Source organism: Halorientalis sp. IM1011 (assembly GCF_001989615.1).
Taxonomy (GTDB): Archaea; Halobacteriota; Halobacteria; order Halobacteriales; family Haloarculaceae; genus Halorientalis.
Window position 1 is genome coordinate 1,314,751 of the sequence record NZ_CP019067.1, and the last position, 14,680, is coordinate 1,329,430.

A 14,680-nucleotide genomic window follows, 5' to 3' on the forward strand; every position below is an offset into this window, starting at 1 on the left:
GCATATCGGAAGCAGGGTCAAAAGTGAAGTGGTTTGCCCCAGCGGCCGCATGATCCGGAAATCGCCCGTGAACGCCCGTCGGCCCGCAAAAGTGATACGCTTCGCTCCCGTATCTGATGCAGACATGGACGTTCGCGTGCAGGGTACTGGGTCGACGGAGCCGTTTCTTGGCGCACGTGACCTCTTCGAGACGGAGTACGACCTCGACCGTCCGGTCTCGGTCTACATCCGCGAGGATCCCGACGAGCGCACCTGGACGAGCCACGACCCCGACGGCCACACCCTCTCGATCTCCCGACAGGCGGCAAACAGCGCCATGGCCCGCGAACTCGCCCTCCACGAGTTCGCCCACATGCACCGCAACGAGCAGGCCCACCCCTCACACACCCAGTCGACCGAGGAAGCGCTCTATCTCGCCCTCTCGGGCCGGAGCGTGGAACGTCGGAAACTCACCCACTGCTATCAGATCGCCAACCACATGAAAGATATCTACGCCGACGACCTGACGCTATCGGTCGCCCCGGCGGACAAGCTGATCGCCTTCCTCGAGTCGAGTCTGGCGACGGCACTGGCCGACCACCCCGGCCCGACGAGTGCGAACTGGACCCGGCTGACCCCGGCGGCCGACCCGGAGATCACGGCCGTCAACGCCGCCTTCGCCCTGGCACTGGTCGAGCGCCACGGTCTCGTCTCCCCCGACCATCGACTGTACGACCTGGCAGACGCCGCGGCGAACGACGCCCCGGGCATCCGCTTCGAGCGGTTCAAAGAACGGTTCCGCTCGCTCGCCGACGACCCCGGCGAGAGCGAGTACCGGAAAGCCCTCGTCGACGTGACCCGGGAGTACGCCATCGACGAGCCACGAGCGGCCGACTGACCGGCGCTACCGGCCGTCACCGGCCGCATCCGCGTCGGGGCCCGTCCAGGCGAACGCGAGGATCCCGCCGAGTCCACCGAGTACCGACCCGACGACGAACCCGCCGAGCGCGCCGAACAGCGAGACCGTCGCCACGAGGATGCCCAGCCCGCCGAACACCGACGACAGCGACGGCACGGCGAACACGAGCAGGCCACAGACGACGAGCGAGCCGCCGAACAGAAGCGCCGGGCCGGTAAAGGAGCCAGCAGCGAAGAGGACGAACTCGTCGTACGCCGCCGGCAGGTACGCCGTCAGGAGGCCGGCGACGAGCAACAGCGTCCCACCCCAGAACGGTCGCTGGCGACGCCAGTCGTCGAAGGTCGCCCACCGCTTTCGGGCCGTCGTGCGTCGGCCGCGGTCCGCGTCGTCCATCGGTCAGAATTTGAATTCCTCGTCCAGATCGCCGGTCTCGATGTCGTCGTCGCCCGCGTCTGCATCCTCGTTCAGGTCCTGCAGTCCGAGACCGAGGTCGTCGACGCCGTCCTCACTCTCTTCCTCGTCACCGTCCTCGTCGTCTCGCTGCCAGATGAACTCCGAGGTTTTGCCCCAGATGAAGCCCGAAGAGCCGCCCCAGATGAAATCGGAGGTCCCGCCCCAGATGAACTCCGACGCCTCGGCGACCGTCTTGACGTCGACATCGGACTCGGCCGGCGGTTCCCAGGCGTAACAGAGGACGCCACCGGCAGTGGCGACGATCATGCCGAGGAAGAAGCCACCGAGCGCGCCGATCAGCGACAGTGTGGCGAAGGCGATGCCGAACACGCCGAACACCGAGGTGAATTCTGGCCTGGCCAGCGCCGCGAGCCCACAGAAGGCCACGAGCGACGCGAAGAACAGCCCGATGACGGTGAACGTCCCCCCGATGAACAGAAGATGAGGGGCGATCTGGATCGGCACCCAGCCGATGATCGCGCCCCCCAGTAACAGCAGGGAGCTCCCGAGTATGGGCCGTGGCTGTCGCCAGCGGCGAAACTCCCCTCGAGGATCAGCCAGCCAGTCCCGAACCGACGATCCGCCCCCCGTCGACGTTACCATTCCAGCGGAACTGTACCCTGGACCCGCTTTTGTCTTTCGGCAAGTTCACACACGAAAACGAAGACAGCTATCAGAGCGTGTTACAGAGCGGGTTGTACCACGGACAGGAGGCGGAGACGGTGACGGTGTCGGTCGCGGTCGCACCGTCGTCGTCAGTCACCGTCAGCGTCACCGTGTACTCGCCCTCCGAATCGAAGGCGTGATCGACCTGCTGACCGGTCGCTTCCACCGACCCGTCACCGTCGAAGTCCCACTCGTAGGACGCGATCGACCCGTCCGGATCGCTCGATCCAGACCCGTCGAAGGTGACGGACTCGCCGGGCTCGGGTGACGTGTTACTGACCGACGCGCTCGCGGTCGGTGCGTCGTTCGTATCGACCGAGATCGTGACGTTCGTCGAGTCGGTCACGCCGTCGTCGTCGGTCACCGTCAGCGTCACCGTATACTCGCCGGGCGAACTGTACGCGTGCGTGGTGAACGCCCCGGTTGCGGTCGCGCCGTCCCCGAACTCCCACTCGATCGACTCGATCGACCCGTCCGGATCGGTCGAGCCCGATCCGTCGAACGAGATCGACTCGCCGACCTCGACGAGTGTCGACTCGACTGCGGCGTCGGCAGTCGGCGGCTCGTTGTCGACGACCGTCGTCGTCACGGTGTCGGTCGCGGTGTCGCCGTCGTCGGCGGTCACCGTTAGCGTCGCCGTGTACTCGCCGGCCGTGTCGTACGTGTGAGAGACCTGCTGGCCCGTGGCGTTCGTCCCGTCACCGAAGTCCCACTCGTAGGACGTGATCGTACCGTTACTGGCGACCGAGTTCGAGCCGTCGAACGTGACGGTATCACCGGCCATCACCTCGCTCGGACTCCCCGACGCACTGGCGATCAGCGAGTCGCTGCCCTGGACGGTGACGGTGACCGAGTTCGAGGACGTCGCGCCGTCGTCGTCGGTCACCGAAAGCGTCGCCGCGTAATTTCCGTCCTCACTGTAGGTGTGGGTGACCTGCTGGCCCGTGGCGGTCGAGCCGTCCCCGAAGTCCCACTCGTAGGATTCGATCGTCCCGTCCGGGTCGCTCGAACCCGATCCGTCGAACGTGACCGACTGCCCCGGCTCGACCGTCGTCGAGGACGCAGTCGGACTCGACATCGGTGGATCGTTGCCCTCGACGACGATCGTCACCGAATCGATCGTCGACGTGCCGTTGTTGTCAGTCACCGTCAGCCGCGCCGTGTAGGCTCCCGAGTCGTCGTACGTGTGGGTGACCTGCTGGCCCGTGGCGGTCGAGCCGTCACCGAAGTCCCACTCGTAAGATTCGATCGACCCGTCCGGATCGATCGATCCCGACCCGTTGAAGGTGACCGTATCGCCGGCACTGACCGTCGTCGAACTGGCATCGGCGTCGGCCGTCGGTGCAGTATTGGCGCTCCCGCCGGAACTCGTATCGGCACTACACGGCCCCCACTCGAACGTATCGTCGTTATCACTGTCGTAACAGGCGAAGAATCTGAGGTCCGTGATGGAGATGCTGTCGGCATAGAGGTAATGTGCCCGGATCCGGACGCCGTCACGGTCGGATCCCTGGAGCGTGACCGGTCCGTCCGACCGGATCCGCCAGCGGCCGCGAGCGTCCGAGGCGTTCGTGTCGTTGGTCAGAAACTCGTTGAACTCCGCCTGATCGGCACCGAGCGCGGAGGAACGCACCAGCACGTCCCCGCCGTCGGTCCCGGCCGGTGACATGAACTTGACCCGTACCGTCCCCGACATCGGGAACGCCGAAAACGACCCCAAATCGAGGTCCTTGGTCAGCCCGAACTGCTGAATGTCGGTGTTCGAGAGCTGCACGACCGTCTGCGGGAAGTTCTCCTCGGAGTCCGTGTTCCCGACGCCCGGATACAACACCATATCGTCCGCGGTGATCTCCGACGCCGTTATGTTGAACCCGCCGACGCCGGCCAGCGGTAGCGCGTACGCGACGCCGGTCGACATTACTAACAGCCCGATCAGTGCCCATATCGCAACGGCGGTTCCAGCCCCCCGCGCAATGCGTGTCCGGTTGTACATAGTTAACAATCGCTCGTTGTGTGCCGTCCCACGGGCAGTCCCCATCCCCCTCGCCCGCTCAACGTGTTGATGCAATCAATACGAGATTCCATGCTGAACCTTACCCCGGATATGGACGGTCATTAATAATAACCCCAGTGGTGGATCCGGAGTCTGGTCGGCGCGTTCGATTTACTGGTCGCCCTGCCAGCTGAACTGTACGTCTTCGTTGGCACCGGTGTCCGGACTGCCAGTGGTACCGGCACTGGTACTCGGGTCCGGATCGGGGTGTCGCCAGGCAACACAGAGGTTCCCGCCGATGATACCGATCAACATTCCGACGAAGAGCCCCCCGAGTGCACCGATGAGCGAGAGGATCGAGAGCGCGATCCCGATGACGCCGAAGATCGTCGATAGCTCCGGTCTGGCCATGACGAACGCGCCGGTCAGAAAGACCATCGCGGCGAACACCAGTCCGATGACGGTGAACGAGCCACCGATGATGGCGAGTTCGGTCGCGAACTGGATCGGCACCCAGCCGATCACAGCACCGCCGATCATCAACAGGAGTGCACCGAGGAACGGACGCCCCTGTTTCCACTCATCGAACCGGCTACGCCGGTCGTCGACGCGTCGGCGGATCGGCCCCGGAACAGTATGCCAGAGTTTTGCTCGAACGGACATTGTTTCTCTCTTTTTCGCGTTGTCGCACTAAAATCTCGCGGCTACCCTGTATAAAAAACGGTTGGTCGGTTAGCTGGCTGTCGTTAGCTGGCCCACTCGTAGGTGCCGTCGTTGTCGTTGTCGTACTGCACCTCGAGCTGCATGCCGGGGATCGTGATGGTGTCGGTGGCCAGGTAGGTCGCACGGATGTACGGGTCCTTCATGACCATGCCAGTCTGGTTAGCGCCACCGGTGTAGTTCTTGTTCCGCTCACCAGCGATGGTATCCGGAACACCACCGATCGGGTTCTCCGGATCCTGGTTGGTGCGGAGTTCGAGCCAGCTGGAGATGTCGCGGGCACTGTCGACCCGGTTCTCGTCGATCTCCATGCCGGAGAACACCGCTTCGTCGGCGGACAGCTGCGGCGTCTTCATCATGAGCGTGCCAGACGACACGTTGCCGCTAGCCGCGATCACGATCCGAGCCTTCCCAGGCATGACACCGCCACTGTAATTCTGAAGGTCGAACACCTTCTTCAGTTGCATGCCTTCGATCTCGGTGCTATCGAGCTCGACGACACCAACCGGGTACTGGTTGTTGACGTCGGCGTTACTTCCACTGGAAACGTCCGTGGAATTCTCGGCATCAGACGAACCGGGGTAGAGGATCATGCCCTCGCCCTCGATCGTATCAGCCGAAATCGTGAAGCCACCGATACCTGCGACAGGCATCGCGAACGCCGTGCCCGTGCTCACGAAGAGCAGGCCGACGATCGCGACCACCCCAAGCGATGCACCCGTACTTTTTGCGAGTATGCTTTTGTCGTACATTGATTTCTCACTCTCGTTCGTGCGCTATGCACGCGTGGCATGCGACGTTCCGTCGATCTCCCCCTCTCGCCCGACACCAGACCGGTGTCAGGCCCCAACACCACGGGAGTACGGTGACCGTGATTCTCCCCACGAGAGCACGGTCGCCGTTACGGGAGAGTTCCAATCGTCTCGTCCGCTTACCACGTCATTGAAACACACATACTGACTCATCCCTGAGTGTTACCCCGGACATAGACGGTCATTTATAACCAATATACTAAATGGCGGCTTTCGCTCCGAGATACCGTATCTGAAACTGCACGACTCCGTGGGTATTCGGACCGATCGTCGGCGGAACGAATCGGTTCTGTTACCGAGTGGTACCGTTCACAGTTCGTTCCGCCCGGTCGAGCACAGCTATCGCTCGCCCAGTTGCGAAAAAAGAACACGAATCGCTGGTCGATCGAACCCCGTCGGTTCGATCAGTTGCCGCTCGTGACCTCGCTAACCGGTTCCTCGTGGAACACGATGTAGAGGTTCTGGACGATCTCGTTCTCGCCGGATCCGGCAGGCAGGCCGACGTCGCTGTTAATGGTGCTGTTCCACGAGCCACAGACCTCCGAGGTCGTCTTGGGGATACTGAAGGTCCCGTCGACCACCGTCGCGCGGGCCGTGCCATTCGGCTGAAGCGCACCCGGATCACCGGTGAGGTCGCCGCTCGTCCCGGTCGTCCCCTGGACGTTGACGTCGAGAGCGCAAGTGTCAGCGAACAATGGGTCTTCGAGGTACGACTTGATCGGCGCGCTGAACGACCCAGTACCGCTTTCGATGTCGATGTTCCCGGTGATAGTGTCCGCTGCAGTGTTGTTCGCCATGACGGTCCCCAGCGTGGTATCGTCGAACGGAATCGGCGGGAAGTGGAAGTTCTCCGGTTGGACCGTGTAGTCGCCCGTATCGGGGTCCAGGTCTGCCGTGAACTTCACACAGCCCTTGGACTCGTTCTCGGGCTCACCGTTCGGACAGTCGGGCAGTTCCGAACGCAGGTCGTTCGTCCCGACCTGCAGGTAGCCGCTCTCGGTGTAGGCCGTGAACGACTGGTACTGCGGCGTTCCCGAGTCGGTCGATTCCAAATTGAAGTTGGCCGTCGTCGTCTCGCCGGCGGTCACAGTGACATCCTGCGAGGACGTGTTGTAGCCCTCGGCAGTGGCCTCGACCGTGTAGTCGCCCGCGTCGAGCGTCAGGGTGTAGCTCCCGTCGGCCGACGTGGTCGTGGACTGACTGCCAGCCGAGACAGTCGCCCCGTCGATTCCGTTTCCGCTGCTAACGTTGACGACGGTCCCTTCGACCGTCCCCGTCGTGACGCTCTCACTCAGCGTGAAGTCGGCGGTCGTCGTCTCGCCGGCGGTCACAGTGACATCCTGCGAGGACGTGTTGTAGCCCTGGGCGCTGGCCTCGACCGTGTAGTCGCCCGCGTCGAGCGTCAGGGTGTAACTCCCGTCGGCCGACGTGGTCGTAGACTGGCTGCCAGCAGAGACCGTCGCGCCGTCGATCGCACTGCCACTGGCGTCGGAGACGGTCCCTTCGACCGTCCCCGTCGTGTCCGGTGCGTTCACCGTCACCGAGGTAGACGCGTCGCCGTCTTCCGTACTGACGGTGGCGGTGTGGTCGCCGGCGTCACCGGACGTGGTCGCCCAGGAGAGGGAGACCGATCCGGTCTCGCCGGCGTTCAGGTTGACATCCTGACTGTCTGCTTCACTGCCGTCGATGAGGAGCTGGACAGTCTGGGTCCCGGACTCGTCACCGGTGTTCTCGACCGTCGCGTCGACGGTCAGCGTCTCGCCTTCCGTCACCGGCGAGTTGGTGCTGTCAACCGAGACCTGGAAATTGGCCGGGGCGGTTTCGTTACCGTCACCGCCGTTCTGTCCGTCGTCACCGTCGTCGCCGTCATCGCCACCGATGCCGCCGAAGTCCGGTGCTTCTCCGTTGTCACCGATGCCGCCGAAGTCCGGTGCATCGCCGTTGTCGCCGATACCGCTGAAGTCCGGTGCTTCTCCGTTGTCACCGATACCGCCGAAGTCCGGCGCATCGCCGTTGTCACCGATACCGCTGAAGTCCGGCGCATCGCCGTTGTCGCCGATGCCGCCGAAGTCGAACGACGATTCGTCACTGACGTCGCCGAAGTCGAAGGTCGGTTCGTCCGCTGAACTGTTGTCCCCGTCGAACCCGAAGTTCGCTCCGTCGTCGATGTTGAAGTCGAACTCGGGTGGCCCGTCGTCGGTGGTCTCGTTAGCCAGTGCGGCTGCCGGTGTGGCACCCACTAGCAGTAACCCGACGATGGCGAGCAGGGAGATCGTTACGACCGTTCCGTTAGTTATCGTTCCCTTGTCGAATCCCATAGTTTGCTCCATCTGATACACGCTGACCGCTGTCAGCGCCGTGGCACGACCCCCCAACACCGGGACTGGAGGCGTCCCGTCCGCAGGCCCCACTACCTGCGGGTCGTCTCTCGTTCCCTCGTTGCACGCTCGAACGCGTGCGCGTGACACACCACATGTCGTCCTGGCGTCGTTGCCACTACGGGGATACTGGACAGGGACATCATGCTTAGGATTGCCCCGGATATGGACGGTTATTTATTACCAACAGGTTCGAGGTGATAGAATTTGCGTGCGGGAACACACAGCCTTGGCTATCGAAGTGGATGCGAGATAAATCGAAAACGCAGCGTGAGAATTAGCGAGCGGCTGCCGCGACGCGTTCTTTCTCTTCTTTCTGGTTGACGGCGTAGGTGCTCACGTCGTCGTTAGCCGCGCCGACGAGCTGGCTGGCCAGCGCTTCCTCGACGTCCGTCGGCGTCTTGAACGAGTCCTGGTAGACGCCCTCGGCGAGGAACTTCAGCGCCTGGTCGACCCGGCGCTGGGGCGCGACGTCGACGGCCTTCGGGACCGAGATGCCACCGTACTTCAGGCGGACGGTCTCCTCCCGGGGGGCGCTGTTCTCGACGGCCTGGACGAGGACCTGGACCGGGTTCTCGTCGGTCCGCTCGTTGACGATCTCGAAGGCTTCCCGGGCGATCCGGGTCGCCTGCTGTTTCTTGCCCGTGTTCTCCTCGGTCTGCATCAGCCGGTTGATCAGCCGCTCCACGATGGAGATCTCGCTTTTCTTGAACTGCTTGCCGGCGTGGCGACCCATCGTGTGCGCGATGGGTGTGACCGTGATGTAACGTTCGGTGGAGGGGTCGTAGTACTCGATGTCCGTGACCTCCCACTGCCCGAACAGCTTCGCGGGCGCGCTCTCCTCCTCGTCGGTGCCGGCAGGGGACTCCGGCTCGGGTGCGTCGCTGCTCATGATTAGCGGACCGGCTTCTCGGCGTTCCCGCGGACGAGTTCGATCAGCGAGACGCCGTTGACCTTCTCGACCTTGTAGTTGACACCGGAGAGGTCGCCCATCGCGCGACCCTTCGCGCCGCCGATCCCGGCGATGGTGACCTCGTCGTGTTCGTCGATAAAGGAGATAGCACCGTCACCCGGACAGAAGGCAGTCACCTGTTTGCCGTTCTTGATCAGCTGGACGCGGACACACTTCCGGACCGCGGAGTTGGGCTGTTTGGCCTCGACAGCTGTCTTTTCGAGCACGATACCGCGACCCTGAGGTGCACCCTCGAGGGGGTCGGACTTCTCCCGAAGTCCCCGCTCTCGGCGCGCGTACTTCGAGTCGGACCACCGATGCTTCTGGCGGTCCTTCCGGAGCTTGCGCGCGGCGTATTTGCCGTTCGCCATAGTACCCGTCCGTACCCAACCGAGCTACTTAAGCGTCCTCTTTCGAACCAGCGACGACCCCGCCGCGTCTCACGGGATGGGACGCCGTACCAACCGTTCGCGACGCTGGCCCCAACAGGCGACAGTCGTGCGACAGACCCCGGAGAATGTGGTGTCGCCGACGAGTCAGTCACCGTCGCAGGGGATGCCGTCGCGGGCGTCCCAGGCGACGAACGTGCGTGCGAGGCGAGTCAGCGCGGCGAAGGTCCCCTCGACGGTGTCTTCCTCGGCGACGGCATCGTCGAACGCGTCGAGCCAGCCGAGTTCGGTCACCACCGTCCGCTGGAGGTCACGGAGTGTCTCGATCTCGCTTCCGTCGCCGTCGCGCTCTCGAAGCGTCGCCTCTCGGGAACAGAGGGCAGACATGAACTCCAGTTCGGCGGCGACGTGGTCCGGGATCCCGTCACCTCGGTCGGGTTCGAAGCCGACCTGGGCGTACAGCCGAGCCATCGTCGCCGCGGGGTCGCCGAGCAACTCGCCGGCGGCACCCTCGTCGTGGTACGGCGAGTCCGATTCGAAGGACTCGCTGGGGTCGTCGGCGTGAGCCGACGCGAACGGCGGGACGTAGTGGGGCCCCGGAACGACGAACAGGTTGTCGTAGCCGACCCGGAGCGCCTCGGCGTCGAGGTCGGCGCGGGTGAGCGCATCGGTCGGTATCTCGGCCGGGAGTTCGGCCCCGAGTCGGGCGAACGTCCCGTCTTCGAGTGCGGTCGCCAGCGTCTCGGCCTCGCCGTCGAAGGCCGCCGCCAACAGTCCGTAGACGCTCGCTCTCGCCCGGGCGACCGAGCCGTCCGCGGCGGGCGTCGGGGGCGCGGTGTCGTCGGGCCGTTCGTCCCGGCCCTGGGTGTGTCCTCCCATCGGAATCACCGCCGTTCGATCTCGACGAAGGCGTCGTACTGTGCGTTGCTCCCGCCGACGAGATCCGACAGGCCGGTGTCACCCAGTTCCGCGTCGAGGGGTTGGAGGTGGTTGATGGCGAACCCGGCGTCCCGGCCCTTCGCCAGCCCCGCCTCCTCGGTCATCGGTTCGTCGAACCGGTAGGGGGTGTGCCCGTCGGCCTCGACCGGGCCGCGGGTGGCACCGTCGATCGTCTCCGCGGTCGCGCCGTCGCCGCTCCGGCCCCAGCCCCACATCGCGCCGACCACGCCCGGACGGATACCGCCAGTGACCATCGCGATCCCTTCGACCTCGCGGCGGCCGGCGTCGATACTGATCTCGTCGCCGTTCTCGATCCCGCGTTCCTCGGCGTCGCGGGGATTGATCCACACCGGGTTCTCCGGGCGGGTCTCCCGCAGCCACGGGCTGTTGGTGGTCCGGTGCATCCCCTGGGTCCGAGGCTTCCAGTTGATGAGCCGCAGGGGCCGGTCGGGGTCGCCGTCGCCCGTGACCGACGCCTGCACCTCGCCGCTGTAGTGTTCCACGTCGTCGACGCGCGGGAGCGGGTCGAAGCGCTCGCCGGTGTAGGCGTGTTTGCCGTTCGGGACGACCTCGCTGTAGAAGTCCACACGCGAGCCGAGTTTGTAGCGCATCTTCTCGCCGTCGTAGGCGTTCGAATCCGGGAAGCGCTCGGCGTAGTCGTACTCGTGGCCGTACTCGGCGAAGCGGTCGCCGTAGTCCTCGACCGGTTCCTCGAAGCGCCCGCCGCGGTTGAGCACGGTGACGACCTTCGGCCACTCCGCGGCCGTGACGGCCTGTTTCCAGCGGTCGAGGTCGAAGGCGTCGCCAAGTCCCTTCTCGTGGCTCTCGCGGAAGACCCGCAACTCGTCTTCGCCGGCGTCGGGAACCGGCTCCCGGGAGTAGGCGATGTTCGCGGCGAGTTTCAGGTAGAAGTCCTCCGCCTGGTGGAGCGGCCACAGCTCCCCGTCGCTGTCGGGGATCGCACCCTCGCCGACGCCGGGGAGGTCGAGTTCCTTCCAGAGGTCGATCAACACCTCCTCGAACGGACGCGCGTCCGGGACGACGCTGACCGCGGGCTGGCTGATCTTCTCGTCGGCCAGTCGCTTGTTCGGGTAGGTGCCGAAGTTCTCCCAGCGTTCGAGGTAGGTCGGCTCCGGCAGGATGTAGTCGGCGTACTTGCTGGTCTCCCCGATCACCGTGTCCGAGGCGACGACCAGCGGGATGGTGTCGGGGTCGCCCAGAATGTCCGGGATCTGGTCGCCGCCAGCGATCGCCATCACGTGGTTGTTCGAGTACGGCCGGATGAACAGCGCCTCGATGCCGTAGGGGTACTCGTCGGCGGCGCTCCCGTACAGTTCCTGGGTGGCCTGTGGCGGCGCGACGGGGAACCACGGCCGCTTCGCCGGGTAGCCGTCGTCGCGCTCGAAGAGTGAGGTGTCCTCGTAGTTGACACCGCCACGCAGGAGCGGGATGCCCCACGGCGAGTGGCCGTCGGGGACCTGCCCGAGCTGGTAGCGGCCCGACATCGTGTCGTAGCCGGCGTAGGGCGTGATCTGGCCCCCTTTCCAGTCGTAGTTCCCGATGAGGTGCTGGAGGGTGGCGATGGCGCGGGTGTTGTAGAACCCGTTGGTGTGTTTGGCCGGGCCGCGGTAGGCCATGATCGCCGCCTGCTTGCCGTGACTGGTGAACTCGTCGGCGATCTCGGTGAGTCGGTCGACCGAGACGCCAGCCATCTCGGCGTACTCGGCGACGGTGTGCTCGAAGACGCGGTCGCGGTACTGGCTCCAGACGCTCTCGACGGCGGCCCCGTCGACGGTCATCGACACGTCGAGGACGGCGGTCTCGATCTCGCTGACCGGCCCCAACTCGCCGGTGTCGGCGTCGACAGCGACGAAGTCCTCGGCCAAATCGTGGTCCTCGGCGACCAGCCCAAGCTCCGACGCGCGGGCTTTCGGACCGGCGTCCTCGTCGACGAGGACGAGGTGGGTCGCGTCGCTCCAGGTCGGTTCGCCGTCGGTCTCGGCGGCACTCTCCGAGGGATTGCGGAGGTACTCGCGGTCGTGGCGGTCGTGGTCGATGATCCAGCGGGCCATCCCGAGCGCGAGCGCGCCGTCCGCGCCGGGTTCGACCGGGACCCACGTGTCCGCCTTCTCGGCGGTCTTCGAGAGCCGCGGGTCGACCACGTCCATCCGCATCCCGTCCGCGATGGCGTTGGTCAGTTTCGGGGCGAGCCAGGTCGGCCCCTTGTTGGCGACCATCGGGTTGGTCCCCCACACGAGGAGGTACTCGCAGTTCTCGATGTCGGGGTACTGGCGTTTCTTCGGGGCGTCGTGGGAGCGGACGTTCCCGAGGACGCTGGAGAACCCGCAGGTCCCGGCGTGGTGGACGCTGTTGATCGAGCCCAGCCCCTGGTGCCAGAGCCGGGTCCGGATGAAGTTGCGGCGGAATCCGCCCACGTCGACGATCTGGTTGGCCTTCGGTCCCAGATCGGGGTGGTCGGTGTCGATCAGGTCGTCGCCCCACTTCTCGTCGAAAGTCGCCTTGTCCATCTCGTCGTTCTGGACCGCCTCCCAGTCGGCCATCACCGCCTCCTGGGGAGCGTACCCCCACAGGTCGCGAAGTCCGGGGTGGCCGAGTTCCTCGTCGCCTTCGACGATGTCCGTGATGGCCTGCTCCCAGGAGACGGTCTTCCACTCGCCGGAGCCCCGGGGGCCGACCCGTTTCATCGGCTTGCGGACCCGGTAGCTGTCGAAGGCCGTCTGGATGCCGGCCTGGCCCTTCAGGCAGATCCGCCCGCCCGACAGCGACCAGCGGTCGGTGTCGACGTCGCCGGTGCCCTCGAGGTCGCCCGTCGCCACGTCCGCGGGGTCGCTCCCGTAGGGGACCTGCGAGAACGGCTGGGTGTTGAGAAAGGAGTACGGGTTGCCGGCGAGTTTGCGGACGAGCGAACTGTACTGGCCGCTGTCGGCCCCGTCGTCGGCGATACGGACCTTGATCGGGCAGAAGGTATTACACTGCCCGCAGGTGGTGTGGATCACGTCGCTCGCGCCGTACTCGCCGTAGTCCTCGCCCACGTAGTGGGGGTCGTCACTCCAGAGGTCGTCGAGGTCGACGTTCACGGTCGCGGCGCTCGCGCCGGCCACGAGGCCGACGCTCCCGACCGCTTTCACGAGGTCGCGTCTGGTGAGCGATGCGCCGCCGGAGTCGGTACGCTCGTCGTCGTCAGGTTCGGTGGACATCAGTGATCACCTCCGTCGAGTGGCGTCAGTGGCAGCAGTTCCGCGCCGATCGTGTACAGCAGCAGGCCGACCGCGATCATCCCGATGCTGGTCCCCCACTCCACGGCCGAGGGGAAGTACGAGCCGTGGGGCAGTCCCTCCATGACGGGACGGATCTGGGGTGGGACGACGATGTTGAACCGGACGGCGATGATCCCGATCACGACGCTGAGGCCGGCCACCGCCATCAGCCACGGGGTGCGCCGCCAGTCGCGTTTCGAGAGCATGACCAGCGGGAACACCCAGCCCATGCCGACCATGAACCACCAGAACGACCACGACATCTCCCCGAAGAGGATGAGACGCCAGGTCTCGACCTCGTGGGGATGGAGGCTGACGATCGCGATCAACGCCTCGATGGCAGTCAGCGCCACGTCGACGATGACGAACGCGGCCAGTAGGGTCGCGAGGCGTTCGAGGATGTCCCGGTCGACCCGCTCGCCGTCGAACAGTCGCGTCCGCAGGACGTACAGCAGCATCACCAGCGCCGTCCCCGAGAGGACCGCCGAGACGATGAAGATCACCGGGAAGAGTCCGCTGTTCCAGTACGGGCGGGCCTTCGAGACGGCGAAGAGGACGCCGGTCCCGCCGTGGACCATGAAGATGGCCAGCGGGATGCCGAGGATGCCGGCCCGCTTCAGCCACGTGCGGTCTCTCGTTCTGGACTCCTCGGTGAGCTGTCGGCGGCCCAGCGTGAGCAGTCCGGCGAGTCGCGCCCGCAGGCCCGACCCGCGCTCGGCGACGCGGGCGAGGTCGTACCGCATCGAGAAGTACAGTTCGGTCATCAATACGAAGATGTAGGCCACGTAGGCGTGGACCTCCCAGGAGAGCGCGGACGTGACCTGTCGCCAGGCGAAGGGGTGCCACATCCGGTCCATCCGGCCGAGGTCGGTCCAGACGAACAGCAGGGCGACGGCCATGCTGATGATCGCCGCGAACAGCGCGTCGCGGTCGACGCGGTGCAGTCGCTCGATGCCGAAGACGTTCGCCAGCGTGCTCACGAGGAAGGCCCCCGCCGAGAGGCCGACGAAGTAGATGTAGAAGGCGACCCACGCGCCCCACGGCGTGATGCTCGTGAGGTTGGTACTCCGCATACCGCCCTGGAGGCGCAGCCACATCGCGTACCCGCCGATCAGCAGCAAGACGGCGAGCAGGGCGTACCAGGCCACGCGGAGCCGGCCGTTCCGGAATCCGAAGTCGAATTGTTTGCTATCAGTTGCCAT

At 65.3% G+C, this 14,680-nt stretch carries 12 protein-coding genes; 1 reads left to right on the plus strand and 11 read right to left on the minus strand.

From position 1 onward, the window contains the following. The first annotated feature begins 124 nt into the window (after nt 1-124). Nucleotides 125-877 carry a DUF5781 family protein gene (locus BV210_RS06595; protein ID WP_077205868.1) on the plus strand — a complete coding sequence of 251 codons (753 nt, stop codon included), beginning with the start codon at nt 125-127 and terminating at the stop codon, nt 875-877. A 6-nt stretch (nt 878-883) separates the two neighbouring features. Here BV210_RS06595 and BV210_RS06600 read toward each other — a convergent pair whose 3' ends face one another. From BV210_RS06600 to nrfD, 11 genes are all read right to left on the minus strand, one after another. After that, complete coding sequence (locus BV210_RS06600) at nt 884-1,291, minus strand: DUF6114 domain-containing protein (RefSeq protein WP_084802585.1); 408 nt, start codon at nt 1,289-1,291, stop codon at nt 884-886. Nucleotides 1,292-1,294: 3 nt separating this feature from the next. After that, the gene (locus tag BV210_RS06605; RefSeq protein ID WP_157525908.1) at nt 1,295-1,954 is read right to left on the minus strand and encodes a DUF6114 domain-containing protein; all 660 of its coding nucleotides are present in this window, start codon (nt 1,952-1,954) and stop codon (nt 1,295-1,297) included. Nucleotides 1,955-2,024: 70 nt separating this feature from the next. Then, a complete protein-coding gene (locus BV210_RS20585) occupies nt 2,025-3,935 on the minus strand; it encodes a PKD domain-containing protein (protein ID WP_077205870.1) in 1,911 nt (636 codons plus the stop codon). A gap of 246 nt (nt 3,936-4,181) precedes the next feature. Next, nucleotides 4,182-4,673, minus strand: coding sequence for a DUF6114 domain-containing protein (locus tag BV210_RS06615; protein ID WP_077205871.1), 492 nt, complete (start codon nt 4,671-4,673; stop codon nt 4,182-4,184). Nucleotides 4,674-4,756: 83 nt separating this feature from the next. Beyond that, complete coding sequence (locus BV210_RS06620; RefSeq protein ID WP_157525910.1) at nt 4,757-5,482, minus strand: DUF6230 family protein; 726 nt, start codon at nt 5,480-5,482, stop codon at nt 4,757-4,759. Between the two features lie 464 nt (nt 5,483-5,946). Continuing rightward, nucleotides 5,947-7,860, minus strand: a complete 1,914-nt coding sequence (locus BV210_RS06625; RefSeq protein ID WP_077205873.1) for a carboxypeptidase regulatory-like domain-containing protein — start codon at nt 7,858-7,860, stop codon at nt 5,947-5,949. A 337-nt stretch (nt 7,861-8,197) separates the two neighbouring features. Next, nucleotides 8,198-8,812: a 30S ribosomal protein S7 gene (locus BV210_RS06630; protein ID WP_371340826.1), complete on the minus strand. Its 615-nt coding sequence runs from the start codon at nt 8,810-8,812 to the stop codon at nt 8,198-8,200. Nucleotides 8,813-8,814: 2 nt separating this feature from the next. Further along, nucleotides 8,815-9,243 (minus strand): 30S ribosomal protein S12, encoded by a 429-nt coding sequence (locus tag BV210_RS06635; protein WP_077205875.1) that lies wholly within the window; start codon nt 9,241-9,243, stop codon nt 8,815-8,817. Between the two features lie 165 nt (nt 9,244-9,408). Further along, complete coding sequence (locus BV210_RS06640; protein ID WP_077205876.1) at nt 9,409-10,140, minus strand: molecular chaperone; 732 nt, start codon at nt 10,138-10,140, stop codon at nt 9,409-9,411. 5 nt (nt 10,141-10,145) lie between these two features. Next, entirely contained in the window at nt 10,146-13,418 is a 3,273-nt protein-coding gene (locus BV210_RS06645) for a molybdopterin-dependent oxidoreductase (protein ID WP_077205877.1), read from the minus strand. Further along, nucleotides 13,418-14,680, minus strand: coding sequence for an NrfD/PsrC family molybdoenzyme membrane anchor subunit (gene nrfD / locus BV210_RS06650; protein ID WP_077205878.1), 1,263 nt, complete (start codon nt 14,678-14,680; stop codon nt 13,418-13,420). The genes BV210_RS06645 and nrfD overlap by 1 nt, the downstream gene beginning before the upstream one ends.